At 70.3% G+C, this 24,473-nt stretch carries 21 protein-coding genes and 1 pseudogene; 13 read left to right on the forward strand and 9 right to left on the reverse strand.

The window, feature by feature from the left end; genetic code table 11:
* Positions 1 to 264, reverse strand: a pseudogene (locus tag RZ84_RS40470) (DNA-binding response regulator); the annotation flags it as partial.
* Between the two features lie 288 nt (positions 265 to 552).
* Between RZ84_RS40470 and RZ84_RS02830 the strand changes: the two are divergent.
* Positions 553 to 1,191, forward strand: coding sequence for a choice-of-anchor C family protein (locus RZ84_RS02830; protein WP_043262960.1), 639 nt, complete (start codon positions 553 to 555; stop codon positions 1,189 to 1,191).
* A 136-nt stretch (positions 1,192 to 1,327) separates the two neighbouring features.
* Here RZ84_RS02830 and RZ84_RS02835 read toward each other — a convergent pair whose 3' ends face one another.
* The 5 genes from RZ84_RS02835 to RZ84_RS02855 all read right to left on the reverse strand — a co-directional run bounded on the left by RZ84_RS02835 (position 1,328) and on the right by RZ84_RS02855 (position 7,887).
* The gene (locus tag RZ84_RS02835; protein WP_043262961.1) at positions 1,328 to 2,242 is read right to left on the reverse strand and encodes an MOSC domain-containing protein; all 915 of its coding nucleotides are present in this window, start codon (positions 2,240 to 2,242) and stop codon (positions 1,328 to 1,330) included.
* Positions 2,243 to 2,521: 279 nt separating this feature from the next.
* Positions 2,522 to 3,124, reverse strand: a complete 603-nt coding sequence (locus RZ84_RS02840; RefSeq protein ID WP_241777531.1) for a GNAT family N-acetyltransferase — start codon at positions 3,122 to 3,124, stop codon at positions 2,522 to 2,524.
* 116 nt (positions 3,125 to 3,240) lie between these two features.
* A complete protein-coding gene (locus tag RZ84_RS02845; protein ID WP_052229733.1) occupies positions 3,241 to 4,632 on the reverse strand; it encodes an LLM class flavin-dependent oxidoreductase in 1,392 nt (463 codons plus the stop codon).
* Between the two features lie 439 nt (positions 4,633 to 5,071).
* The gene (locus RZ84_RS02850; RefSeq protein ID WP_043262963.1) at positions 5,072 to 5,992 is read right to left on the reverse strand and encodes an NADP-dependent oxidoreductase; all 921 of its coding nucleotides are present in this window, start codon (positions 5,990 to 5,992) and stop codon (positions 5,072 to 5,074) included.
* A 710-nt stretch (positions 5,993 to 6,702) separates the two neighbouring features.
* Entirely contained in the window at positions 6,703 to 7,887 is a 1,185-nt protein-coding gene (locus RZ84_RS02855) for an erythromycin esterase family protein (RefSeq protein ID WP_043262964.1), read from the reverse strand.
* A gap of 77 nt (positions 7,888 to 7,964) precedes the next feature.
* Here RZ84_RS02855 and RZ84_RS02860 point away from each other — a divergent pair, with 77 nt between their 5' ends.
* Positions 7,965 to 8,663 carry a MerR family transcriptional regulator gene (locus RZ84_RS02860; protein ID WP_043262965.1) on the forward strand — a complete coding sequence of 233 codons (699 nt, stop codon included), beginning with the start codon at positions 7,965 to 7,967 and terminating at the stop codon, positions 8,661 to 8,663.
* 67 nt (positions 8,664 to 8,730) lie between these two features.
* Here the strand turns inward: RZ84_RS02860 and RZ84_RS02865 are convergent, their stop codons facing one another.
* Positions 8,731 to 9,492: a DeoR/GlpR family DNA-binding transcription regulator gene (locus tag RZ84_RS02865; protein ID WP_241777532.1), complete on the reverse strand. Its 762-nt coding sequence runs from the start codon at positions 9,490 to 9,492 to the stop codon at positions 8,731 to 8,733.
* A gap of 290 nt (positions 9,493 to 9,782) precedes the next feature.
* Here RZ84_RS02865 and RZ84_RS02870 point away from each other — a divergent pair, with 290 nt between their 5' ends.
* The 8 genes from RZ84_RS02870 to RZ84_RS02905 all read left to right on the forward strand — a co-directional run bounded on the left by RZ84_RS02870 (position 9,783) and on the right by RZ84_RS02905 (position 18,651).
* A complete protein-coding gene (locus RZ84_RS02870; protein WP_107068062.1) occupies positions 9,783 to 11,153 on the forward strand; it encodes an ABC transporter substrate-binding protein in 1,371 nt (456 codons plus the stop codon).
* A gap of 31 nt (positions 11,154 to 11,184) precedes the next feature.
* The gene (locus tag RZ84_RS02875; protein WP_107068063.1) at positions 11,185 to 12,129 is read left to right on the forward strand and encodes a carbohydrate ABC transporter permease; all 945 of its coding nucleotides are present in this window, start codon (positions 11,185 to 11,187) and stop codon (positions 12,127 to 12,129) included.
* A complete protein-coding gene (locus RZ84_RS02880; protein WP_043262967.1) occupies positions 12,129 to 13,007 on the forward strand; it encodes a carbohydrate ABC transporter permease in 879 nt (292 codons plus the stop codon). Before RZ84_RS02875 ends, RZ84_RS02880 begins: the two co-directional genes overlap by 1 nt.
* A gap of 55 nt (positions 13,008 to 13,062) precedes the next feature.
* Entirely contained in the window at positions 13,063 to 14,145 is a 1,083-nt protein-coding gene (gene ugpC / locus RZ84_RS02885) for an ABC transporter ATP-binding protein (RefSeq protein WP_043262968.1), read from the forward strand.
* A gap of 332 nt (positions 14,146 to 14,477) precedes the next feature.
* Entirely contained in the window at positions 14,478 to 14,948 is a 471-nt protein-coding gene (locus RZ84_RS02890; RefSeq protein ID WP_052229734.1) for an ATP-binding protein, read from the forward strand.
* A 128-nt stretch (positions 14,949 to 15,076) separates the two neighbouring features.
* The gene (locus RZ84_RS02895; protein WP_052230405.1) at positions 15,077 to 15,982 is read left to right on the forward strand and encodes a sugar-binding transcriptional regulator; all 906 of its coding nucleotides are present in this window, start codon (positions 15,077 to 15,079) and stop codon (positions 15,980 to 15,982) included.
* A 272-nt stretch (positions 15,983 to 16,254) separates the two neighbouring features.
* The gene (locus tag RZ84_RS02900; RefSeq protein ID WP_052229735.1) at positions 16,255 to 17,709 is read left to right on the forward strand and encodes an erythromycin esterase family protein; all 1,455 of its coding nucleotides are present in this window, start codon (positions 16,255 to 16,257) and stop codon (positions 17,707 to 17,709) included.
* A 195-nt stretch (positions 17,710 to 17,904) separates the two neighbouring features.
* Positions 17,905 to 18,651, forward strand: coding sequence for a helix-turn-helix domain-containing protein (locus tag RZ84_RS02905; protein ID WP_052229736.1), 747 nt, complete (start codon positions 17,905 to 17,907; stop codon positions 18,649 to 18,651).
* Position 18,652: 1 nt separating this feature from the next.
* Here the strand turns inward: RZ84_RS02905 and RZ84_RS02910 are convergent, their stop codons facing one another.
* Both RZ84_RS02910 and RZ84_RS02915 read right to left on the reverse strand, forming a co-directional pair.
* Positions 18,653 to 19,069 carry a VOC family protein gene (locus RZ84_RS02910; protein WP_043262969.1) on the reverse strand — a complete coding sequence of 139 codons (417 nt, stop codon included), beginning with the start codon at positions 19,067 to 19,069 and terminating at the stop codon, positions 18,653 to 18,655.
* A 112-nt stretch (positions 19,070 to 19,181) separates the two neighbouring features.
* The gene (locus RZ84_RS02915; protein WP_043262970.1) at positions 19,182 to 20,552 is read right to left on the reverse strand and encodes a hypothetical protein; all 1,371 of its coding nucleotides are present in this window, start codon (positions 20,550 to 20,552) and stop codon (positions 19,182 to 19,184) included.
* A 401-nt stretch (positions 20,553 to 20,953) separates the two neighbouring features.
* Here RZ84_RS02915 and RZ84_RS36040 point away from each other — a divergent pair, with 401 nt between their 5' ends.
* The 3 genes from RZ84_RS36040 (at position 20,954) to RZ84_RS02930 (ending at position 24,450) form a co-directional block, all read left to right on the forward strand.
* Positions 20,954 to 21,619 carry a helix-turn-helix domain-containing protein gene (locus RZ84_RS36040; protein ID WP_052229737.1) on the forward strand — a complete coding sequence of 222 codons (666 nt, stop codon included), beginning with the start codon at positions 20,954 to 20,956 and terminating at the stop codon, positions 21,617 to 21,619.
* A 329-nt stretch (positions 21,620 to 21,948) separates the two neighbouring features.
* Entirely contained in the window at positions 21,949 to 22,422 is a 474-nt protein-coding gene (locus tag RZ84_RS02925) for an ATP-binding protein (RefSeq protein ID WP_063772652.1), read from the forward strand.
* Between the two features lie 96 nt (positions 22,423 to 22,518).
* Positions 22,519 to 24,450: an AMP-dependent synthetase/ligase gene (locus tag RZ84_RS02930; protein WP_078893540.1), complete on the forward strand. Its 1,932-nt coding sequence runs from the start codon at positions 22,519 to 22,521 to the stop codon at positions 24,448 to 24,450.
* The last annotated feature ends 23 nt before the right edge of the window (positions 24,451 to 24,473 follow it).

The following is a 24,473-nucleotide window of genomic DNA, read 5'->3' on the forward strand; positions in this document are numbered from 1 at the left end:
CCCCACCTCCGCCGCGGTCACCAGCTCGGATTCGTCGATCTCCGTGGTGACCAGTACCAGCCTCGCCTTGCTCGCCTGGCCGACCGATCGCAGCACCTTCAGGCTGTGTTCGCTCACTCCGGCCGTGACGACAAGCGCCACCTTCGCCTCGTCCAGGTCCGTGTCGGCTACCACCTGCACCTCTGGCCGCGGTCTGAGTGCGCCGACCACGCCGACGTGTGAAATCGGGTCGTCCGCGCGGACACATACCGGAATCCGATCCATCCATGCTCCTCAACGCGCGCCTCGACGCCGACGTTGGTGCGGCGCCCCGTGACACAAGGATCCGGAACCCGCTGACCCACCACTCAACGTGGACTTAACACGCGGTCGCCGCAGCCGGGCCGCACAAAAGTGGGCGCGGATCGCCCAAAGCACCGCCCTGGTAGCCATGTTGGGCGACGATCAACCCGGCCGACCCTTGGGCGAGTGAGCTGGCGCTGTCACCCGGCAGCGGCCATCCGCACCGACGTTCAGGCACATCGCCGCAACGCGATCATCCGAGAGGATCCCATGCGAACCTTGCGCATCCATGTCACCGCCCTGACTGCCGTCGCTCTTCTTGCCGGTACCGGCAGCGCGTTGGCGGCCCCGGCGCACAGCAGCACCCAGGCGAGCCGCCTGCCCGCGCCACCGGCCGCCGTGAGCCACTTCGACGACGGCAGCTTCGAATACCCGACGGTGAAGCCGAAGACCTTCGACGAGTACGCGGCAGGGCAGTTCATCGGCCCGTGGAAGGTCACCAGCGGCACGGTCGACCTGATCGGCGCCGGATACTGGGACGCGGCCGAAGGAGACCAGTCCCTCGACCTCAACGGCAACAACCCGGGGTCCGTGGCCCAGACGTTCGCCACCACCCCCGGCACCACGTACACGGTCAGCTATTCACTCGCCGGCAATCCCCAACTCGACCGCCGCCCGGCCGTGAAGACGGGCAAGGTCCTCATCGACGGACAGGACTTCCAGCACTTCTCCTTCGACGTCACCGGCAAGTCGGAGACGAACATGGGCTACGTGCGGCGGCAGGTGACCTTCGTCGCCCGCGGCAGGTCCACGACCCTGGGCTTCGCCAGCACCACTCGCCACAGCGCGACCGGACCGGTCATCGACGACGTCACGGTCGAGCACTGCAGGCCCTCCTGCTGTAACTGACGTTGAACCGGGCGCCGGGCCTCGCGAGGACCGGCGCCCGCCGTCGACGGGACAGCGGAGTCAGGAGAGGCAGAACAGAGGAGCATCCGCACGACCGTTCAGGACGTGGCAGACCAGTCAATCGCGGTAGCGGCCCCTACAGTTCGGCCTCGCCCCACTCCTCGACGACCACCTCGTCGCCGACCGACAGCTTCCCAGGCCGCACCACGGAGAACTTCGCGCCGAACACCACGCCACCACTCGCCGCCCGCCGGTAGCTCGCGAGCGTACGCAGCGGCTCCTTGCCCTGCCGCGCCCCGGCCTCCTGGTCGACCAGGGTGACCGCACAGCGCACCGCGAGTTTGGCATAGCCCAGTTCGGTCCCGCCGATGCCGATGCGGCGTGCGCGGTCCTCGGCGTGTGGTTCGGCCGCCCAGTCGCCGCCGTCGCCCTCACTGTCGCTGTCGCTGTCATGGCTTTGGCGGGGGCCGGTGTCGACGACGATGTTCGGCCGGAAGCGGTTCATCAACAGGGCCGGGGAGCCCTGCTCAGACATCCGCCGATTGAGGAGGGTGAGGGAGGACCGGGTCAGCAGATGTATGGCGCTGCTGTCGGCGTAGCCGGAGGGGCCGGGGGTCAGACCGTCGGCGATCCGGTCGTGCTCCGGCGGCACGCGGACCAGGCGACTGGGGGTGCCGAGGAACTCCGAGAGCCAGCCGGCGGCGTCATCGCCCTGGTCGATCCCCTGGAAGGCGGCGCCGAACAGATCGACCTCGCGGCGCGGCGCGGACGTGGTGACGTCGAGACGCACCGTGCCGAAACGTCCGCAACATCCGTAACGTCCCGTTGAGTCGGCCGAGTCGAGCGTGAGCCGGCTGCCATCGGAACTGACCGCGGGCCGGATCAGGGCGAGGCGGGGGTGGCGGCGCTGGGTGCGATAGACCCCGTCCTCGCTGATGACCATGAAGCTGCGGTCGTGCGCGAGCCCCGCCGGCGTGAGGAGCGCATCGCTCATGGACGTACCCGCGCATCCCTTGATGGGGTAGCAGATCAGCTCTGCGACATCGGCCATGCGCCGCCTCCTTCGATCAAGGGCCACACTAGGACGTCAGTGCTGAGAACGTGAGGTGATCAGCCCCGAAGTGATCCAACTATCCCGAAGGCCCGTTCGCGGGAGTTCTCATGCGTCAGGAGTTCTCGGTCCAGGGGTTTGCGAACGGCGGCCGGAATGGCCCCGCTGTCGGCGCCGAGACAACGTGTCGCGATCAGTCCTCGCGATCAGTCCTTGTGCCGACCACGTGCTACAAGTCGAGATGAGCCCCTGGCCGACGCAACCGCAACACGCCGCCATTCACCACAACTTGTCGATCTCCCCGGGATACAGCGCAATACGGCTGCCGTGGAACGATGCCTCTGCCTCCCGGGCAACGGACGAGAAGAAGTCGGCCATGGTGACCTTCTCGAAGCCGGGCTGATCGCTGGGAAAGGGATTCTGCGGCGTCCCCCCGATCAGCACAGCCCCGGGCAGAATCCGCCAGCCCGCACTCTCATAGAACGCCTGGAGCGGGCGGTCGCAGGTGTACAACCCCAGGTCCAGTTTCCGCGCGATCATCGCCTCCCGGGCCGCGGCCACCAGACGCCGGCCATGCCCGCGGCCACGGGTCTCGCGCCGTGTGACCACCGTACTCAGCCCGCCGGCGGCAAAACGTCCACCTGCGTGGACGATCTCCTTGGACAGGACCTCCAAGGCGGCCAGCACCGTCCCGTCATCGACGAGCACCATCGACAACGGCCGCAACGCAGGATCGTGGACCGGAGCATCGGGAGAAACGTCCGCCCCAGGCGGGGACGGCCACGCCTGTTCCTGGATCTCCCGCACCTGCACACGCAGTTCGGACGGAATGGCTTCTTCGGGGAAGGACAAGATTTGCACGCGCCGATTCTCTTCATCCACCGCACAAACGCAAGGGAGTTTACCCGGCACTCAGCACCGGCCCGCAGCGACGACGGAGAGGTAAGTCGAGTTCCAATCCCGCTCGGAACTCGCCATGTATGAAGGGGAGTTCACGGTTAGCACGCGGCGGCGCTGCGCGCGCGGAGTTGACCGACGGTCCGGTGTTGACCGACGGTCCGGTCGAGTTGATCCGCCTGTCCTCGTTGGGTACCCATGCCGTACGCCGGCGGCTGCCGGCGGAGGGGCGCAGCGCCCCCCTCGTCGGTGAACTGGGCAGGCCCTGCCGCCGGGCTGCCGCGGTTCAGGACGCCACGACGGCGTTCAGCGGTGGCAGCACCTCCTCCATGAGGAGCTTCACGGAGCGTTGCCAGGTCTCCTGCTGGTCGGCGGTGTCGTAGCAGGTGAGCAAGAGGGTGCCGAAGCCGCCGGTGTCCTGCTGGAGCCGGCTGATCCGGTCGCGGACGGTGTGGGGGGGAGCCGACCAGCCACAGGTGGTCGATCAGGTGGTCGATGTCGATGCGGTCCTCGGGCACGGTGCGGCCGTCCGGGAGGGCGCCCAGGAGCGGGCCGAGTCCCAGGTGCAGGTAGAGCGGGAGCAGGAACTCCTGCCAGCATCGGGCCATCGGGCTGTTGCGGGCCAGGTGGCGGGCTTCGTCGTCGGTGGGGGCGATCAGTACGTCCCGGATGATCCGCCAGGTGGCGCGGTCGGCGGTGCGGCCGGAGCCGGCGGCGCCTTCGGCCACGGTCGTGAAGTGCTGGGCCAGTTGGGTGTGGTCCGGGGTGACGCAGAGGCTGACGGGCAGGTAGCCGCGCGCACCGGCGAGGCGGTGGTTGGCCGAACCGGCGGTGAGGCCCGCGAGGGCGATGGGCGGGTGCGGCTGCTGATACGGCCGCAGGTGGTAGCCGAGACCGGGCAACGGGCTGTCGGGCACGCCGTGGGTCCAGAAGCGGCCTGTGTGAGGTTGCGGGCCCCGGGTCCACAGGCGGTCGATGATGTCGAGTGCTTCGAAGGTCATCTCGCGGTTGAGGCCGGGTTCACCGTCGATCGCGAAGAGCCGGCGATCGGTGGGCAGGGCGCTGATGGCGGCACCGAACTGGTAGCGGCCACCGCTGAGGTGGTCGAGGTGGGCGGCGCGGTGGGCCAGTTCGACGGGGTGGTGGTAGGGCAGCAGATGGCCCAGCGGGCCCAGCCTGATCCGCGAGGTCTGCGGCAACGCCTGGGCGATGAGCAGCACGTCCGCCAGGGCCAGCACGTCCCGCACGCTCAGCCCGGACTCGTGGGGCAGTGTCATCCGCGCCCCGCGGGAGAACACCAGATGGGTCGGTACACCCGCCGCGCGCAGCGCCTGGAGTATCCGGATCCCGTAGACGATCCCGGTGCCGCCGCTGATGCCCACCACGACCGGTTCCGTTGCGGCGCCGGGATGCGGACGCAGGGCCCTGCCGGTGCCCGCGAGCACGCCGTCCGGTGACGGTGCGTGCTCTCCCGCCACGGCGTCATCGGCCATGCGCGTCTCCCGCCGCGGCGGACCGGGTGCGGGGCGTGCCATGGGCCGAGGCTGGTTGCCCGTCGTGCCACAGCTCCAGCACTCGCCGCTGGACATCGGCGGAGAAGTTCTCGGTGAACGCGGTGCTGCGGGGACGGTGGCCGGTCCGCGGCCACGGCAACCGACGCTGCGCGGTGGACAGCAGGAGCCCTCGGCAGCCCGGCAGGCTGCGATGGACACCAGCCGCCGGCTGCCGGCAGCCGGCAGCAGTCGTACCGGTCATGCGGGCGCATCCCCGCGGAGCGTGGCCGGGCCGACCTGACACCTCCAGACTGAGGGTGCGTCGGCACTGACGAAAGATGCGTATGGGCCGACCTTTCGTGCACCGGTTCCCGCCCGACGGGGCAGCGCGTGCGGCGCCGCGGTCACGCTGCCCCCGCGCACATCACCGCGGGCGATGTCAGACCGTCAGGACGATCTTTCCGCGGGTGCGGCCCGCCTGGCTGAGGCGCCATGCTTCGGCCGCCTCGGCCAGCGGCAGCGTGTGCTCCACGGACACCGTGAACTTCCCCGCGTCCGCGAGGTCGGCGAGGGCCGCCAGATCGGCCGTGTCCGGGCGTACCCACACATAGTGGCCGCCCTTCGCCGCCACCTCGGCGTCGGTGATCGACGCGACCCGGTCGCGCTGTTTCAGCAGCTGCTGCGACACGTCGACCGCTCCCTGGCCGACGAAGTCGAGAGCCGCGTCCACACCGTCGGGCGCCAGTTCCCGCACCCGGTCGACGAGCCCGTCCCCGTAGGTCACCGGCTCCGCGCCGAGCTCGCGGAGGAAGCCGTGGTTGCGTTCGCTGGCGGTGCCGATCACCCGCGCGCCGAGCGCGACGGCGATCTGCACACCGAGCGAGCCGACACCACCCGCCGCGGCGTGGATCAGCACCGTCTCGCCCTTCCTGAGGCCGACCCGCTTGATGCTCTGGTAGGCGGTGAGCCCGGCGAGCGGCGCCCCCGCGGCCTGCTCCCAGGTGAGCGCGGCGGGCTTCTTGGCCAGGGTGCGGACGGGAGCGGAGACCATCTCGGCATACGCCCCGTTCTGCGCCCAGTCCTTGCGGACGTAGCCGAAGACCTCGTCCCCCACGGCGAACTCTCCGGCGTCGAACCCCACCCGTTCCACGACGCCTGCCACGTCCCAGCCGGAGATCAGCGGGAAGCGGACCTCCATGATCGGATCCAGGTAGCCGGCGGCGAGCTTCCAGTCGACCGGATTGACCCCGGCCGCCTTCACCCGGACCAGGACCTCACCGGGCGCCACCTTGGGTTCGGGCAGGTCCATCAGTCGCAGGTCGTCGGGCGAGCCGTACTTTTCGAGCGCGATTGCCTTCATGATTCACGACAACTTTCCGGACGGTGAGCGCCTGCCGGCGCAGTGGGCGGGAGGTCCAGCACGTGTGGGGTCGGATGCGGCCGGTACTGGGCCCAGGATCCACACGGATGCGCGAGGCGGGCAACTCCAGGACACGGGGGAGCCAGTCCGCGTGGGGCGGACTTCGGGCCTTTCGCAGGGTGGGCGTTCGCCGTCGAGGCGGCGCCAGGTACGGACGGGACCTGAGCCGTCCGTGCCTTTCGGACGCAATCCGGCGCGTGGGGCCATGGCGGCGACTCCTCGCCCCTGCGGCTGCCGACCGCGCACGGCAGAAGGGAGTGCGGACGCCTCCGAAGCGAGCGTGTGCGGGCCGGCCTCATGGCAGCCGGAGACCGGCTGCGCCAGTGCGGCGGGCTCGCGCGCATCCGCAAGTGCCTCGGCTCGGACAAACCGTTCCCATGCTGCGCCGAGTCGGCCGGGCATCAGTTCGCAGCGCGCCATGTGACACACGAACCAGGCCGCCGCTCTGAAGTGCGTCCACCTCGCGGTGAGGTCCTTGAACCCGACCGGGAAGGGGCGGAAACGCTGGACCATGCGCTGGAAGCGGGCCCCGCCAGGCATGTGGCATCGCCTTCGACGCAGGGGCCGTGAAGAGCGGAGGCGGGAGCCGGAGCACGCAAACCTGCCGGTGCAGCCGACACCCGCCTCGCCCCGGGTGGTTCAGCTCAGGCTCAGATGTCCCTGACGAAGACGATGGCGTCGATCCGGTCGGTGGTGGCCGGGTCAAGGGGGAAGTACGTGTGGTCGGCGGGGACGCGCGGTGTCGGCTTGGGGTCGAGGGCCGTGGCGAGACGGGCGGGGTCGATGACGGCGCGGGCGTCCGGAAGGGTCGACAGCAGCCCTTCGAGGGTGTCGGGGCCGGGGGCGTCGGAGCCGCGGGTGCCGAAGGTGGAGGCGGCGAAGGCGTACCGGTCGCCGAGGCGGGTGCCGATGATGGCGCCCGCGCTCCACCACCGGAGCGGGCGGCCGGCGAACCGCACCTCGCTCTCGTCCCGTTGGAGGTGGCGGTTGTGGGCGAAGGCGAGGGTGGGGCCGCGCCGGGCCTCGCGGCGGAGGATGGCGTCGAGGTTGTCGGCCATCATCGCGTCGCGCAGGCCCATGAGGGCGCTGACACGGGTGGACGCGGTGTCGGCCATGCCGGCGTGGTAGCGCAGGAGCCCGGTGGCGGTGCGGGCGTGCAGGTCGGCATGCCAGTGGTCGTCGGGGGACGAGACGGTCATCAAGTGAGGTGCCTGCATGGTGAGTTGTGCGCGCAGGTCGTCGGCGATCAGGCGCAGCTTCCCGGCCTCGGGGGTGCGGCCGACGGACCGGCTGGGGTCCAGCATGGCCGCCGGGTTGGTCCAGTGCTCGTCGGGGCCGAGTAGTTCGTCGAGGGTCTCGCGGCTCCAGGGCAGGTCGAGGTGGGCGGCCAGGTAGTCGTGCAGTGCGGTCAGGGACGGGCGGGGGCCGGCGGCGCCGGTTATCTCCAGGGGGCCGTCGAAGCCGTAGAAGCGGAGCCGCTCGCGCGGGGGACGCTGTTCGTTGTAGTCGCGCATCCAGCGCAGGAGTTCGCGGTTGGCGGCTGAGGCGCCGAAGCCGTGACTGAAGCCGCGGCTCATGACGTCGTCGAGGGTCCCGATGCCGTGGGTGACGTACGCGTCGGCGGTCAGGGCCATCAGGCAGTCGCTCTCGATAGTGATCGAGCGGTAGCCCTCGTGTGCGACGAGGTGGTGGAAGAACTCGTTGCGCAGTTCCAGGAAGGCTTCGACGCCGTGGGTGGGCTCGCCGAGGCCGAGCAGGCGGGTGGAGGGGGACAGGAGCGCGGTGAGGGCGCCGCCGGTGAAGGGGCGGGCGGCGTCCTGGATCGAGGCCGTCATGCATTCAACCGTATCGTTGAACCTTCGATGTAAACTTTTTCGGCATTCTCTCCCTGTAGACGAGGACGTACCTTCAAATGCGGTTGCGGCCCATCGATCTGGCGCGTGAGCACGGCCTGTCCACGCAGGCGGTGCGCAACTACGAGGAGGCGGGGATTCTGCCGCCGGCCGAGCGCTCGCCGCACGGCTACCGCGCCTACGCGCCGCGCCATGCGGCGGCGTTGCGGACGTTCCTGGCGTTGATCCCCGCGCACGGCCACGCGACCGCGGGGGCGATCATGCGGGCGGTGAACGGCGGCGCGGTCGAGGAGGCGCTGCGGCTGATCGACCAGAGCCACGCACAACTGGCCGGCGACCGGGGCACGTTGGAGGCCGTGGAAGGGGCGCTGCGCGACCTGGTGGTGCCGCGTGTGCCCGAGCCGGAGCCGGAGCCGGGTGTGACGCTCATCGGGCCGTTGGCGCACCGGCTCGGCATCCGCCCGGCGACCCTGCGCAAGTGGGAGCGCGCCGGGCTGATCGTGCCCCGGCGCGACCCGCGCACCGGCTACCGCGTCTATACCTCCGCCGACGTGCGCGATGTGCTGCTGGCCCACCAGTTGCGGCGCGGCGGCCACGGGCTGGAGCACATCGCGCGAGTACTGGAGCAGGTCCGGACGGCGGGCGGGCCGGAGCCGCTCCAGGCGACGCTGCGGGAGTGGCATGACCGGCTCACGGCGCGGGGCCTGGCGATGCTGGCGGGCGCGGCTGCACTCGACACCTATCTGGGGACGCCGTAGTCACCGACGGCGAGTTCACCGACTCCGGCGGCTTATGACGGTGGGCGGCGACCGCGGTCGGGGCGGCTCACCCGCGCAGGTCGACCGTACGCACCTCGACGCCGAGGTCGGCGATGCTGCGCACCTCGTCGGCGGGCGCGGCGGAGTCGGTGACCAGGAGGTCGTAGCCGCTCACATCGCCGTACGCGTAGGTGGCGGTGCGGCCGAACTTGCTGTGGTCGACGGCGAGGACGACGCGCTCGGCCGCCCGCACGTACGCCTCCTTGTTGTCGGCGTACTCGCGGATGGGGTGGAACAGGCGCCCCTCGCTGACGGAGGTGGCGGTCAGGAAGGCGGTGTCGGCACGTACCCGCTCCAGCTGCCGCAGTGTCTCCGGTCCCGCGCAGGACTCGAAGTCCGGGTAGTAGCGGTCGCCCAGCAGCGTCACCTGCACGTCCGACCCGTTCAGCAGGTACGCCACGCGCAGCGAGTTGGTGATCAGCCGCAGCCCCTCGACCTCGCGGAGGCGGTGGACGAGCGGGAAGAGGGTGGAGCCGCAGTCGACCAGCACCGTACTGCCCGGGGTGACCTGGTCAGCGAGCGCCTCGGCCATGGCCTCCTTGATCTCCATGTTGGAGTGCTCGCGGAAGCGCAGCGCGCTCTCCACGGTGACGGTGGGAAAGGCCGACGCCACCCCGCGCCGTTTGCGCAGCAGCTGCCGCTCCTGGAGGTTGTCCAGGTCGCGGTGCATGGTCATCAGGCTCACGCCGAGGCGTTCGGCGAGATCGCTGATCCGGACCTCGCCCTCGGCCGTCACGTGGCGCAGGACCAGCTGACGGCGCTCCTCCACTTCCGCCTCTGAACCCCGGCTCGGTCGCATCCGGAACCCCCTCGCTTCTGCTGTGCGGCCCACGCCGCCGCACCACAATCATCACACACTCTCTGAGAAGTTATTGAAATTATCCGTGATGCGATTCAAGATGCTGACCATCAGGCCGCCGGCTACCCGAAGACGCTCCTCACAGCCGCGGCTACCAGGAGGTCCCCACCCACCACCCCGATCAGCGCGCGATCGCCAGCGCGCATGATCTTCCCCCTCCCCGTGCGGCCCCCATAGGGGGCGACAGCAAGGAGCAACGGATGCGAATCCGACAAGCAAGGCGACGTGCCGTGGCCGCGGTCGCGTCGATCGCCGCAGTGCTGCTGTCGGCCACGGCGTGCGCAGGAGCCGGCGCGACGAGCGGCGGCTCGTCGTCGGGCACCACCATCACCGTGGCGATCGTCGCCAACCCGCAGATGCAGGACGTGGAGACCCTGACCTCGTCCTTCGAGCACTCCCACCCGGGCGTCCACGTCCACTACGTCACCCTCCCGGAGAACGAGGCACGACAGAAGATCACCGAGTCGGTGGCCACCGGCAGCCACGAGTTCGACGTGGTGATGATCAGCAACTACGAGACGCCGATGTGGGCCCGCAACGGCTGGCTGGCCGACCTCCAGCCGTACGCCGACCGCACACCGGGCTACGACCCCCACGACTTCATCGGCCCCGTCCGCGCATCCCTGTCCTCCCACGGCGACCTGTACTCGGTGCCCTTCTACGGCGAGTCGTCGTTCCTGATGTACCGCAAGGACCTCTTCGCCGCCCACCACCTGACCATGCCCGACCGTCCGACCTGGACCCAAGTGGCCGCTCTGGCGGACAAGTTGAACGACCCGGCCCACCACATGGCCGGCATCTGCCTGCGCGGCGTCCCCGGCTGGGGCGAGAACCTGGCACCGCTGAACACCGTGATCAACACCTTCGGTGGCCGCTGGTACGACCCGCGGTGGAACGCCCAGCTCACCTCTCCCCCGGTGCACAAGGCGGTCGGCTTCTACACCGACCTGCTGCGCCGCGACGGCGAACCGGGCGCCCCCACCGCCGGGTTCACCGAGTGCGGTACGGACATGGCACAGGGCACCGCGGCGATGTGGTACGACGCCACCTCGGCGGCCGGGTCGCTGGAGGACCCCACCAGCAGCAAGGTCGTCGGCAAGATCGGATACGTACCCGCCCCGGTCGAGAAGACGGCGTCCTCGGGCTGGCTGTACACCTGGTCGCTGGCCATCCCGAAGACCAGCACGCACCAGCGGGCCGCCTGGCAGTTCATGTCCTGGGCGACCTCCAAGGACTACATCAAGCTGGTCGGCGAAAAGCTGGGCTGGTCGCGGGTACCGCCGGGCAGCCGGAGCTCCACCTACCAGCTCCCGCAGTACCGGAAGGCAGCCGCCGCCTTCGCCGGACCGACCCTGAAGGCCATCAGCGGCACCGACCCGGCGCACCCCACGGTGGAACCCGTTCCGTACACCGGCGTGCAGTTCCTGGACATCCCCGAGTTCGAGGACCTGGGCACCCGCGTCAGCCAGCAGATCACCGCCGCCATCGCCGGACAGCAATCCGTATCCGCCGCGCTGGCGCAGTCCCAGCAGTACGCCCGGACCGTCGGCCGTACGTACCAGCACCCCTGACCGGACCGTCCACCATCAGAAGGGAGGCGTCATGGCGACCCTCGCCCCATCCCGCCCCGGGCCGATGATGCCCGGAGCGCGACCGTCCGCGACGGCACGCCGGGAGGCATGGCAGCGCCGTCTGCCACTGGCACCGGCACTGCTCTTCATGATCGTCGTCACGCAGATCCCGTTCGTCTTCACGGTGATCTTCTCGTTCCAGTCCTGGAACCTGGTACGCCCCGGATCCCAGCACTGGGTCGGACTGGGCAACTACGCCAACGTCTTCACCGACAGCGCGTTCCGCGGCGCGCTGTTCACCGAGATCGAGATGACCCTGCTCGCCGTCGCGCTCTCCATGGTGCTCGGCATCGGCCTCGCGGTGCTGCTGGACCGCAAGTTCCCCGGCCGGGGCATCGTCCGCACGCTGCTGATCGCCCCGTTCCTGATCATGCCGACCGTCGCCGGGCTGCTGTGGAAGACCACCATGCTCGACCCGGTCTACGGCATCGCCAACTACCTGCTCCGACTGGTCGGCGCCGCGCCCGTCGACTTCGTCAGCCGCTTCCCGATGGCCTCGATCGTCACCGTACTGGTGTGGCAGTGGACGCCGTTCATGATGCTGATCGTGCTCGCCGGACTGCAGAGTCAGTCGGGCGAGGTCCTGGAGGCCGCACGCGTCGACGGGGCCGGACCCTGGACGACCTTCCGCGCGATCACCGTGCCGCACCTGCGCGCCTACATCGAACTGGGCGTGCTCCTCGGAGCGATCTACCTGGTCAACACCTTCGACGTCATCTTCATGACGACACAGGGCGGCCCGGGGACGGCCACCACCAACCTCCCCTACTACCTCTACCAGCGCGCGTTCCTCGGCTTCGACGTCGGGCAGGCATCCGCCCTCGGCGTGGTGACCGTCGTCGGCACCATCGTCGTCGCCTCGGTCGCCCTGCGCATGCTGTTCACGGTGTTCGCCACGACCGAAGGGAGGGCGTGATGACCACCGCCCCCGCCTCGCCCGCCGACACGGCAACCCCACGCACCGCGGTACGCGGCCCACGACGACGCCTGTTGGGTACGGCGTCCTGGACCGCGGGCGCGTGGCTGGCCGGGCTGGTCTTCTTCTTCCCCGTGCTGTGGATGGCCCTCACGGCGTTCAAGCAGGAGTCCGACGCCTACACCACCACCCCACACCTCGTGTTCTCGCCGACACTCGGCCAGTTCAAGGCGGTGTTCGACAGCGGCATCGGTCCGTACCTGGCCAATTCGGCGCTGGCGACCGTGCTCTCCACCATCCTGGTGCTGGCGCTGGGCGTTCCGGCCGCCTATGCCCTGTCGATCAGGTCCATCCGCAAGTGGCGGGACGCACTGTTCTTCTTCATCTCCACGAAGATGCTGCCGGTGGTCGCGGCGATCATCCCGATCTACCTCGCGGTGCGCGATCTCGGCGCGCTGGACAACGTCGGCACCCTGATCGTGCTCTACACGGCGATGAACCTGCCGATCGCGGTGTGGATGCTGCGCTCGTTCTTCCTGGAGGTCCCCCGCGAGGTCCTGGAGGCCGCCCGGGTGGACGGGGTCACCCTCCGCCAGGAGATCACCCGGATCATGCTGCCCATCGTCGCCCCGGGCATCGCGGCCACCGCGCTGATCTGCGTGATCTTCTCCTGGAACGAGTTCTTCTTCGCACTCAACCTGACGTCGGTGCGGGCGGCGACCATGCCCGTCTTCCTCGTCGGCTTCATGACCAGCGAGGGCCTGTACTGGGCGAAGCTCGCCGCTGCCGCCACCCTGGCCTGCCTGCCCGTGCTGCTGGCCGGCTGGATCGCCCAGAAGCAACTCGTCCGCGGCCTGTCGATGGGAGCGGTCAAGTAGGGCCCTGCCGTCCGTGTCCCGGTGACTCCAATGGAAATGGGAAGAGTGAGAAAACATGGCTGAGGTTCGGTACGAGCAGGCATCCCGGATCTACCCGGGGACACCGCCCGTGATGGCGGTGGACCGGCTGGATCTGGCGATCGCCGACGGCGAGTTCCTGGTACTCGTCGGCCCTTCGGGGTCGGGGAAGACCACCGCGCTGCGCATGCTCGCCGGTCTGGAGGAAATCGACTCCGGCCGCATATCGATCGGCGATCGCGACGTGACCCACGCGCCGCCGAAGGAACGGGACATCGCGATGGTCTTCCAGTCGTATGCGCTGTACCCGCACATGACCGTGGCGCAGAACATGGGCTTCGCACTGAAACTCCGCGACGTGCCCAAGGAAACCATCACCGCAAAGGTGAAAGAGGCCGCGCGGTTGCTGGACCTGGAGAAGTACCTCGACCGCAAACCCAAGGCGCTCTCGGGCGGGCAGCGCCAGCGGGTGGCCATGGGCCGGGCGATCGTACGGGAACCCTCCGTATTCCTCATGGACGAGCCGCTGTCCAACCTGGACGCGAAACTGCGGGTGGAAACCCGCGCCAACATCGCGGCCTTGCAGGCACGGCTCGGCACCACGACCGTCTACGTCACCCACGACCAGGTCGAAGCGATGACCATGGGCCACCGGGTCGCCGTGCTCAAGGACGGAGTCCTCCAGCAGTGCGACACCCCGCGAACCCTGTACGAGCGGCCGGCGAACGCCTTCGTCGCCGGCTTCATCGGCTCGCCTGCGATGAATCTGCACAGCGTGCCCGTGAGCGAGAGGGGTGCACACCTGGGCGAGGTGGTCCTCCCCCTGCCGGGCTCCGTCACCGCCGACCTCACCGAGGTCACACTCGGAATCCGCCCGGAGGCCCTGAAACTGGTCGGCCCGGATCAGGAAGGCTTCAAGCTCACCGTCGAACTCGTGGAGGAACTCGGCGCCGACGCCTATCTCCACGGCAGGACGCTCCTCGGCGCCCCGGGCCAGCGGTTCGTTCTTCGCGTCGACAGCCGCACCCCGCCGGCCATCGGGCAGACCGTCAACGCCGGACTCCGCGACTCCGGCGAAATCCACCTCTTCCACCCCACCACCGGCAAACGCCTGGACTGAACGTTCCCGAATTGCTGCGCACCGTCACCGATATCGGGGCCATCTCCGCTCATTTGGGCACCGCGTGCTCAATTCTCGAAAAATTTCCTCTGGAGTCCCCTTGACCTATTGACTTCGCCCAACGGCGAGCTCTAATAGAAGAGCAAGTGAACATATGAGTCCCAATCGCTCTTTTGAGTACACATCGTTGCAGCGCGGATATCCGAGTCTTCCGTCATCCATGACGCACACGATCCTTGATCACCCGCATTGCAGCAGGAATCCCGCCTCGAGGACACGGCATCCTCGAAGCGGATCGCGGATTTTCTTGAAGGGTCAAGGAAATGTCTGCTGTGGCCGAATGCACCAGGCCCCCTCATACCGAAGTCGCCTCCGCCTCACTCGAATTGAGAGCAGTCCTGCCCGCCGCGCGGCAGGCACGGACGTTCACCAGGCAGTGCCTGCGCCTGTGGGACGAGGGCGAGGAACTCATCGATGCGGCGGTGCTGATCGTCTGCGAGCTGGCGACGAACGCCATCCGCCACGGGGCGGCACTGCTGCTGGCCGAACGCGGAGTCGGGCACGGGCCGGACGCCATGATCACTCTCACCCTGGCACTGCAGCCTGACGTACTGCACATCGAGATGCGTGACGGATCGGCGGTCCTGCCCGTACAGCGCACCGCCGGCCAGGGCGACGACTGCGGACGCGGACTCATGATCATCGCGGCACTGGCCGAGTCCTGGACCGCCGGGAGGGATCCCGGCGGCGGCAAGTGGGTTCGGGCCCGCCTGCCCCGCACGACCGGCGCCGACACGGTCTGAGGTGTTCGTCGTGAGTCCGAGGTGTTCGTCATGAGGCTGAGGTGTTGGTCGTGAGGACGCGGGACAAGGCGAAGGCCGGGGCCCGCCCGCACCACGCGGGCCCGGAAGAGCTGGTGCAGACGGCCGCCATGGCCCGGAGGTTCTACCTCGAAGGCAAATCCAAGATCGAGATCGCCGAGGAATTCGGCATCAGCCGCTTCAAGGTGGCCCGGATACTGGAGACCGCTCTCCGCGACGGCCTGATCCGGCTGGACATCCGGCTGCCCCCGGAACTGGACGCCGAACGATCCGACGCCCTGCGCACCCGGTACGGCCTGCGCCACACCATCGTCTTCACCTCCCAAGTACAGGACCCGGGCGGTGCAGCGCTGGTCACCCGCCGCCTCGGCGCCGTGGCCGCGGGCCTGCTTGCCGAAATCGTCACGGAGGACGATGTCCTCGGGCTCGTCTGGGGCCCCGAGATCGAGGCGCTCAGCCCCGAACTGACCTCCCTGCCCCGGTGCACCGTGGTGCAACTGTGCGGGGTGACCCCACTGCGGCCGGTCGACGCGAACGCCGTGGAAGCCGTGCGCCGCACCGCGGCCATATCGAGAGGCGTCGCCTACCCCATCTACGCACCGCTGCTGCTGCCCGACGGCGCGACAGCCCGGATGCTGCGCCGGCAACCCGGCATCGTCGAAGCAGTCAGCCGGTTCGGCCAGGTCACCAAGGCGGTCACCACGGTCGGCGCCTGGGGGCCGGGGCTGTCCACCGTTTACGACGCACTCAGCGACGCGGAGCGTGCGAACTACCGGAGCCGGGGAGCGTGCGCCGAGGTGTCCGGCAACCTGCTCGACGGCGAGGGCCACAACATCGCCCCCGAACTGACCGAGCGGATCATCGCCATCAGCTTCGAGGAACTGCGCCACGTGCCCGACGTGATCCTCCTGGCCGACGGCGCCCAACGGGCCGCGGCCACCGCGGCAGCTCTCAAGACCGGCCTCTTCAACGGACTCGTCACGGACACGGGCGTGGCCGAGTACCTCCTCGCGTAGGGCTGTGCGGTTGCGGGGAACCGGTGCCGGAGGCTGCCGACCGGCATCCGTACGCCCGCCGGAAAATGGTGATGCCCGCGGTGACCGCGCTTGATACGGTTCCCGGCATGTTCCTGTGCACCGGCCAGAGTTGGTTCATCAAGCCCCGCAGCGCCGCCTAGCGGCAAGCTGCGTTCAGTATTCCGACAGCTTCGCCGCACGCCGGTTTCCCGCCGGTGCGGTGCTCGACGCTGCCCGGCTCCGACGACGACTCACACCGCGGAGCACACTTCATGAACGACCGGAACCACCACGGCCAGAACCACCATGACCACGACCACCGCGCCCGCGCACACCACAGCGATCTGCGCGAACTCCTTCCACCGGCCGAACCGACCCTGACCACCGCCCCCGCCGAACTGACGCAGTGGGTCACCGCCCACTCCTCCCGACTGGCCGATCTCGGCCCCGGAGCGGACCTGGCAGCCCCGCTCGACGACCTGGAGCCGCTGCGCGACCTCGTCGGCGACGCCCGTGTGGTCGCCCTCGGCGAAAGCTCCCACCAGATCCGCGAGTTCGCCCTGCTGCGCCACCGCATGCTGCGGTTCCTCGTCGAGCAACTGGGCTTCACCGTCTACGCGATGGAGTACGGAGCAGCCGAGGGCCGCGCCGTGGACGCCTGGGTGCAGGGCGGGCCGGGCGACATCGACGACCTCCTGGCACCCTGGGGCGCCCAGCCCCAGGGCCACGGCACCGAAGGCGGGGGCACTCCCCTCAGGGGCCTGGGGCAGCCCGTCGAATGCCGGGACACCCTGCGGTGGCTGCGCCACCACAACGCCGGGGCCACGCACCCGGTGCGCTTCGTCGGCTGCGACGTCCCCATGGCGGGCGGCTCGCTCGCGCCCGTACTGGAGCCGGTCGCCGCCTACCTGGCCACCGTGGACCCCGGTGCGCTGCGCTTCCTGCACACCGCACTGGAGATCTCCGAGCCGATCGCGGGCGGGACGGTCGTGCTGCCCGCCTACGCCAGGCTCGACCTGGACCCGGTGGAGCAGGACCGCCTCACCACCGCGCTCGCCCGGCTGCTGGGCCGCCTCACCGACCTGCGTGAGATCTACACCGAGCGCAGTGGGCCCGCGGCCTACGCGACCGCGCTGTCGGACGTGCGCGCGGCGGTGACGACCGACCGGGCCCAGCGCGCCATGGCCGAAGCCCTCGCGGGCGCGCCGGACGGCATGGACTTCGCCTCCCGGGAGCGCTATCTGGCCGACACGCTGCTGGAGTTCCTGGAGCGGTCCGCACCCGGCACCCGCGTCGTCCTGGTCGGGCACAACGCCCACATCCAGCGCTCGGCCAACCAGGCCGACGGCTCCTTGGCGGTGACAAGCATGGGCAATCTGCTCTCCCGGGCGCTGGGTAGGGACTATGTGCCCGTCGCGCTGACCGGCAACGGCGGCCGGACGGTGGAGAACGTGCCCGACCGGGACCATCCGCTCGGGATGCGCTGGGGGCGGGCGGTCACCCCCGAAGCACTGCCGGACAGTGTCGAGGCGCTGTTCGCGGGCGTGCCGGGGCAACCGGCCCTGGTGGACACGCGGGTGCTGCGCGCATACGCGCGACGTCACGGACTGCCGGAGCCCGTCCGCACCCGGCTGGACACCGCGTTCATCGAGATCCCCGCCCTGGAGGCGTTCGACGGGATCGTCTGTGTCCCGGACACCACCGTCAGCGCCGACACACCGCGGTAGACACACGGCAGCAGGCGCCTGACGCGCCAACAGCGGGGGCAGGGCGGGCCGTTCCGTACTTCAACTTCTCACGGGCGGCCCGCTCTTGTTGTCCTGCTGTGACGTCGACCGGGACCCGGCCGCTGGGGCGGTCTCCGCTGCCTGTGGGCCGGTCGGCATGCCGTGGCAGGCCGCGGAGCCCACCGCCCCACCACCATGCCCCGCGCCACCGCACCCCTGCGGCGTAGCATCTGCGACGTGTCGAGCGAGTACGCGGAGCGCGCGTCCAGGCTGCCGGATGCGGTCGTGTGGACGCGACAGGCCGTCCGTCCCGGTGCTCGGAAGGCGGGGGCCGTGCTGCCTGACGGCTGCATGGATCTGGTGTGGACCGAGGGCAGGATCCTCGTTGCCGGGCCCGACACGCGGGCCTACCACTCTGGTCCGGGTGCCGGGGGCCCGTGGGCGGGCGTCCGCTTTTTCCCCGGCACCGCCCCCGCCGTGCTCGGCGTGCCTGCGCACACGTTGCGGGACCAGCGCGTGGACCTGACCGACCTGTGGCCCGGCGCCAGGACTCGCCGCGCGATCGAACGTGTCGACGCAGCACCCGACCCGGCTTCTGCCCTCGAAGACCTGGCACTGCGGCTCGCGGCCGACGCCGGCCCCGCCGACCCGCTGCTGCGGGCGGTCGTGACATCCCTGGCGGCCGGCCGCCCCGTCATCGCGACCGCCGATTCGGTGGGCCTTGGAGCACGGCAGCTCCACCGCCGTTCGCTGGCCGCTTTCGGCTACGGTCCGAAAACCCTGGGTCGCATCCTGCGCCTGCAACGCGCCCTCGCCCTGGCCCGGGCCGGCGTCTCCCTCGCGGAGACGGCGGCCCGGGCGGGTTTCGCCGATCAGCCTCATCTGGCGCGTGATGTACGGGAGTTGACGGGAACGTCCCTGACCGACCTGGTGGGGCGGTGACTCAGGCGGTGGCCTCGGCAAGTGGTGCGTACAAGTCGACGCCGTTGCCGTCCGGGTCGTGCATCACGGCGTAGCGCTGACCCCAGAAGGCGTCCCAGGGCTTCAACTCGCCGTGGTATCCCGCGCCGACCAGATCCTCGTACACCGCATCGACATGCTCGGGGCCGGCACAACGGAACGCCAGTCCCACCCGGCCACCGCCCGTCGGTGGACGCCAAGTCGGGTGGAAGGAGCGGACGGTTGCCTCGGGGTCGAGGGTGAGGCGGAGCCCACCCGGCAGTGCGGCCTCGACGTGCGGCCGGTTCTCGGAGCCTTCGGGGAACTCGATCCCCAGACGCCGGTAGAAGGCGAGCGAAGCGGCCAGGTCGGAGACGACGAGGCCGATGACGTCGAATCGGGGTGTCGGCGCGGAATTCATGGTCGGCAGCGTAGGCGGGCGCGGACGTCGGGTCTTGAAGGAAACGGACACCGAGCCGAACGGAGACGGCCACGGACACCACCAGGGGGATCCGGACCGACGGTCCTCCCGGTCAGGCCGCGCGGCGGGAGAGGAAGACGCCGAGCTCCTGCCATGCGGCGGCCTGGGGGTCGGGGAGTTCCGTGCGCAGGAGCTGCCACTGCTTCTCGACACCGAACGAGGGGGCTTCGGCGAGGAAGGTGACGGTCCGGCGGGCGCGCTCGAGGGCCCCGTCGGTGTCACCGGAGGCGAGGTGCGCCCGTGCGGCGTAGCCGTTCCACACGGCGGTGTTGCGGGCTTCGAGGCGGGTGGCCGTGGGGGCCGGGTCCAGCAGGGGCAGCAGATGGCCGAGGGCGTGGTCCATCTTCCCCAGGTAGAAGTGGGCGGCGCCGACGAAGACTTGCATGACGTCGGAGGTGAGCCAGTTCATGAACGGGGGGTCGTTGTCGTGCGGGGAAGGAGAGTAGAGCGTACCGGCGAAGTGCAATTGGCCGACGGCGGCGGTCCGTTCTCCCTGCATCGCGTACGCGATGGCGCGGACGACGCCGAGCAGTGCGGTCAACCGGGGGCTGTGGCCGGAGCGTTCGCAGGCCCGGTGAGCGGCGTCGAGGAGGGGATGGGCGTTGGCCGGCTCCCCGCAGTACACGTGCTGCATGGCGAGCAGCGTCATCGCCCATCCGCCGAGCAGGCCGTCCTCGGCGACGGCGGCGGTGCGCATGGCGGCCATGTAGGCGGACTGAGCGCGTGCCTGGTCGCCGAGGTCGAAGGCGAGCCAGCCGCTGTAGCAGGCCGCGTTGGCCGTCAGGGCCATGAGGGCGGCTCCCGTCGGCCGGTCATATGAGGCGTTGCGAGCCAGGTCGCACAGCAGGAGAAGTTCGGCGTCGACGAGCGTCCGGGCGCCGAGGGGGCCCAGGTCGTGGTACAGCTTCCGCGTCTTGAGGTGGCGTCGCTCCAGGTCGGCGACGCAGTCCGCGCTGATGCGCAGGCCGCGGCCGGGCGGCTCGAACGGCGCGGCGGTGTCCAGCCAGGCGGTGGTGAGGCTGGCGATGCTCTGTTCGCAGGAGACGAGTCCCTGGCCACCGTGCCCGTCCGTGCGCGGCGCGGTACGGGCGATGGTTTCCAGGGCGTGCAGTGCCTCGTCGCAGCTCCACGGTGTCTGGAGCAGGGATGCCTGTCCGGTGGCCGTGTACAGCCACTCCGGCCAGCCGAGCCGCAGCACCTCGGAGCGGGGCACGTCGTGGAGGTGGGCGAGGGCGAACTGGGCGTTGAGTTCGGGAGTGACCTTGCCGGACTCCCAGCGGGCGATCTTCTCGCGGCGGGCCGCCATGGTCCCGAAGCCGAGTTCGGCATGGGCGTCGGCGATGCGACTGGCGTAGGCGGCGTGTGAGAGGCCCTCCCGTTTGCGCAGCAGCGCGAGGGGATGGCGCACGGGGCGATGGGTCATCTACGGAGAGTGTTTTCGGTGGGGGGACGGGTCGAGTGAGTTACTCACCAGTAATCAGGATAGACATAAGTCTCGAATCGCATCAATAGCCCCAGCGTTGTTGAAAGTCGAACTTCTAGGTTGAATCGGCAATCAGTGCTTCCGTGGGGATGGCAGGCGGACGCCTGTCCGCGCGGCCGAGGGGCCCGAGGCACCGCCGGAGCACACCCGAGGCACGGCCGGGACTCAGCCGAACGCACGCCGAAGGCACGCCCGAACCCCTTGGAATACGCCGTGCCCGGGGATTCCCTTTTCTTGCGCCGCACTTCTGGCCACCGCCGGTTTCTCCGCTTCCGGGCCCGGCACGACACCCGGCGCCCCTGCCCGTACGTACCGGCTGGTCCCCCCCCACGGAGATGCCTGTGTCCTCGTACCCCACGCTGTCACCGCAGTCCGCGCCCCGGCAGTCCGCGCCCCCGCCGTCCGCGGTGCCCGGCCGGCCCCCGATCCCCGCCACGGCGGTCCGGGGCCACCCGGCCGTCGCGGCGCAGCAGCCGCGCAGGTCCGGCGCCGAGCGTGCGGTGCCCGTACTGCGCTGGCCCGAGCAGACCGCGGAGGTCGAGCGGTGCCGTGCGCACGGGATTCCGCGGCTGCTGCTCGTGGAGCCCGCCGCCCCGCCGCCGGTCTGCGTCGACCCGCTGGAGGACTGGGTCCGCGCGCCGGCGGGCGAGCGGGACCTGCAAGCGCGCCGGGCCGCTCTGCGGGCCCGTGCGGAGCGCCGCAAACCGGTGATCGACGAGCACAACGTCCTGCAATACGCCGGGCGGGCCCTGCCGCTCGCGGCCGGCGAGGCGGAACTCGTACGCCTGCTGCTCGACGACTACCGGTCGGTGGTCGGCCGGGCCGAACTGGCCGCACGGATGTGGCCGGGGGGTGCCGAACGCCGCAACGCCCTGGACGTACGGGTGCTCCGGACCCGCCGCCGACTCGCCCCCCTGGGCCTGGTGATCAAGACCGTATGGCGCACCGGCTACATGCTCGACACCCGGAAGGACGGAGATCATCATGACCTCAAGTCGAAGGCGTGACGCCTCGTGACCGGGTCGTACCGCCGCGGAAGCGGCGACGGCCGCTGAGGTCCAGTGGTCGCGATGAGGACCCAGAGCACGGCCCGGAGCACGTCGCGGCGGCGGCCGGCGGATGGCCTGCTGCGGTGCCCGCGCCCGTTCCCACCCGCAGTCACGGCACGGGGACCTCTTGCGTCGTTCCACGGTTCCGTTCCGGCGCCCCGGCAGACGCCCTCGCCGACGTGCCCAGGGAGCGATGCGGTTCCACGGAGCGATGCGGTCCGCGCATCCCCCCGGTGCCCCGACCTCGCACACGACCCGGATCACCCCGCGAAGAAAGGTATGGGCCGATGACCACCGAGCATCACACGACCACCGCCGAGCAAGCAGAGGCCCGGTACCACCGGCAGGCGATGACCGCCGAGCCGGAGGAAATCGGATGCGTACGTCGAAGCGTCACCGCCTTCATGCGGTACTGCGGTTGGGGAGCGCTGACCGGCCCGGCCGTCCTCTGTGTCACGGAGATGCTGACGAACGTGCGCAGACACGCGGACTCCGACGAGTGCGCACTCCTCGTCCACTGCTCGCCGTCCGGCGTGCGCATCGTGGTCAGCGACGGCAGCCCGGATCTCCCCGTCCTGCGCGAACCCGACCCGCTCTCGGAGCGCGGGCGCGGCATGTTCCTGCTCGCCCACACCGCCGACGCCTGGGGCGCCGCCCCCACCGCCACCGGCAAGGACGTCTGGGTCGAGTTCCGGGCGGCTTCCGTGGAAAGCGCCGCGCGTTCCGGCGCCGCGCCTCCGATACGTCGGTGCACTGCGTGACGTCGCCGCCGCGAGCACGGCCGCAGCCGGTACCCCCGGGGCTCCCCATCCCACGAACGACCCGGATGTACCTACGAATTGAGGTGTGGGGACCGCATGAACGAGAGGAAGGGAATGGACGGCATGGAGGGCATGAAGGGGATGCAGGGGATGCAGGGGGTGAAGGGTGAGCATGGTGCGACCGAGCGCGCGGCGGGTCCGGACACCCTCGCCCACCTGGCGCGACGGGGCGCCGAGCGGTGGCCGACGGCTCCGGCCCTGCGATGGCGGGGCGCCGACGGCGACCGGTGCCACATCTCGTACGCCGAGGCCGGGGAGGCCGCCGAGGAGATCGCCCGCGGGCTGATGGGACTCGGTCTCCGGCCGGGCGACCGGGTGGCGATCCAGAGCACGCTGCGCCCGGAGTGGACGTTCGCCCTCCTCGGCGCGGCGGCCTCGGGGCTGGTGCTGGTCTCGTTGCTGCCGACGACGGTCCCGGAGGAGATCGCGCACGTCCTCAACGATTCCGGCGCGACGGCGGTCATCTGCGAGGATGCCGCTCAACTGGCCAAGATACGGGCCGCCGGGCCCCGGCTGCCGAGACTGCGGCACATCGTGCTGATCGACGAGCCGGGGCGGAGCGGGGCCGGCGGCGAACCGGCCGGGAGTGCCGGCGAGCCGCTCCGCGACGACGGAACGATGACGCTGGATCAACTCCGCCGGCTCGGGCAGACGGCCGTTTCCGGTGAAGAGTTGCGGAGGCGCCAGGACGCGGTGCGCCCCGACGATGTGCTGGTCGTCCTCTACACCTCGGGAACGACCGGGCCGAAGAAGGGCTGCGCCCTGTCCCACGGCAACTACGTCAGCGTCCTGCGCGCGCATCCCGCACCGCCGCGCAGGCCCGACGGCGCGGCGACCACCGGCAACGGCACCGTCTTCGTGGTCACCGGCCCGCACACCATCGCCCTGCTGATGCAGCTGCTGACCTGGTGGTCGGGGTACACCCTGGCCTACTTCAGCGGCGGCTCCCCCGAGCGCATACCGTCCGAGGTACGGGAGATCCGTCCCACGATCCTCCCGCTGGTCCCGCTCGTACTGGAGAAGATCCACGGTGCGGTCCTGGCCGGCCGGACGGAGCGGGAGCGGCAGCGGATGGTGGCGGCGGCGCGCACCGGCCTGCGGGTGCGCGAGATGCGCGCCCGGGGAGCAGGCGTCCCGGACGGGCTCCGGCGCTGGTTCGAGGAGGCCGAGCAGGGGCTGTTCGCCGAGGTGCGCGACCACTTCGGTGGCGCGGTGCGGCGGGTGACGGTGTCCGGTGCTCCGGTGTCCCAGGACATCCTCGCGTTTTTCCTCGGCTGCGGCGTGCCGATCGTGGAGAGCTACGGGATGACCGAGACGGCCGCCGCGGTGACCTCCAACACCCCCGACGACTACCGGCTGGGCACGGTCGGCAGGCCGCTCCCGGGAATCGAGGTCGACATCGCGCCGGACGGCGAGGTGCTGGTGCGCGGCGGCAATGTCTTCCGCGGCTACTGGGGTTACGACGAGGGGGAGTTCGGCGCCGTACGGGACGGCTGGCTGCACACCGGAGACCTCGGTGCGATCGATGCGGACGGCTGTCTGCGTCTGACCGGACGCAAGAAGGAGCTGATCCAGCTCTCCAATGGCATGGCGGTCACCCCCCATCCGCTGGAGCGTGAGCTGCGCGCCAGCCCCCTGATCTCCCACGCGGTGCTCTACGGCGAGGGGAAGCCCCACCTCGTCGCGTTGCTCACCCTCGACGAGCGGCAGGCCCGGGCGTGGGCCGCGGAGCGCGGGCTGCCGGCCGCGCTGCCGGACCTGGTCCGCGAGCCGGAACTGCTGCGTGCGCTCGACGAGGTGGTCGGCCGCGCCAATGCCGAACTCCAGGAGTACTTCCGGGCCAAGGCGTTCACGGTCCTGGAGCGTGATCTGTCCGTGAGCGAGGGAGAGTTGACGATTTCCCTGAAAGTGGCCCGTCCGGTCGTGCACGAACACTTCCGTGAGCGGTACGAGGCGCTCTACGACTGACCGTGCGGCCGGGCGGCGGACCG

Source organism: Streptomyces sp. CT34, assembly GCF_000805335.1.
Lineage (GTDB): Bacteria > Actinomycetota > Actinomycetes > Streptomycetales > Streptomycetaceae > Streptomyces.

Excerpts from the sequence above, each read along its gene's own strand:
- RZ84_RS02830 (WP_043262960.1), top strand. The coding sequence starts at position 553 with ATGCGAACCTTGCGCATCCATGTCACCGCCCTGACTGCCGTCGCTCTT.
- RZ84_RS02835 (WP_043262961.1), bottom strand. The coding sequence starts at position 2,242 with ATGGCCGATGTCGCAGAGCTGATCTGCTACCCCATCAAGGGATGCGCG.
- RZ84_RS02845 (WP_052229733.1), bottom strand. The coding sequence starts at position 4,632 with ATGGCCGATGACGCCGTGGCGGGAGAGCACGCACCGTCACCGGACGGC.
- RZ84_RS02850 (WP_043262963.1), bottom strand. The coding sequence starts at position 5,992 with ATGAAGGCAATCGCGCTCGAAAAGTACGGCTCGCCCGACGACCTGCGA.
- RZ84_RS02855 (WP_043262964.1), bottom strand. The coding sequence starts at position 7,887 with ATGACGGCCTCGATCCAGGACGCCGCCCGCCCCTTCACCGGCGGCGCC.
- RZ84_RS02860 (WP_043262965.1), top strand. The coding sequence starts at position 7,965 with ATGCGGTTGCGGCCCATCGATCTGGCGCGTGAGCACGGCCTGTCCACG.
- RZ84_RS02870 (WP_107068062.1), top strand. The coding sequence starts at position 9,783 with ATGCGAATCCGACAAGCAAGGCGACGTGCCGTGGCCGCGGTCGCGTCG.
- RZ84_RS02875 (WP_107068063.1), top strand. The coding sequence starts at position 11,185 with ATGGCGACCCTCGCCCCATCCCGCCCCGGGCCGATGATGCCCGGAGCG.
- RZ84_RS02880 (WP_043262967.1), top strand. The coding sequence starts at position 12,129 with ATGACCACCGCCCCCGCCTCGCCCGCCGACACGGCAACCCCACGCACC.
- ugpC (WP_043262968.1), top strand. The coding sequence starts at position 13,063 with ATGGCTGAGGTTCGGTACGAGCAGGCATCCCGGATCTACCCGGGGACA.
- RZ84_RS02895 (WP_052230405.1), top strand. The coding sequence starts at position 15,077 with ATGGCCCGGAGGTTCTACCTCGAAGGCAAATCCAAGATCGAGATCGCC.
- RZ84_RS02900 (WP_052229735.1), top strand. The coding sequence starts at position 16,255 with ATGAACGACCGGAACCACCACGGCCAGAACCACCATGACCACGACCAC.
- RZ84_RS02905 (WP_052229736.1), top strand. The coding sequence starts at position 17,905 with ATGCCCCGCGCCACCGCACCCCTGCGGCGTAGCATCTGCGACGTGTCG.
- RZ84_RS02910 (WP_043262969.1), bottom strand. The coding sequence starts at position 19,069 with ATGAATTCCGCGCCGACACCCCGATTCGACGTCATCGGCCTCGTCGTC.
- RZ84_RS02915 (WP_043262970.1), bottom strand. The coding sequence starts at position 20,552 with ATGACCCATCGCCCCGTGCGCCATCCCCTCGCGCTGCTGCGCAAACGG.
- RZ84_RS02925 (WP_063772652.1), top strand. The coding sequence starts at position 21,949 with ATGACCACCGAGCATCACACGACCACCGCCGAGCAAGCAGAGGCCCGG.
- RZ84_RS02930 (WP_078893540.1), top strand. The coding sequence starts at position 22,519 with ATGAACGAGAGGAAGGGAATGGACGGCATGGAGGGCATGAAGGGGATG.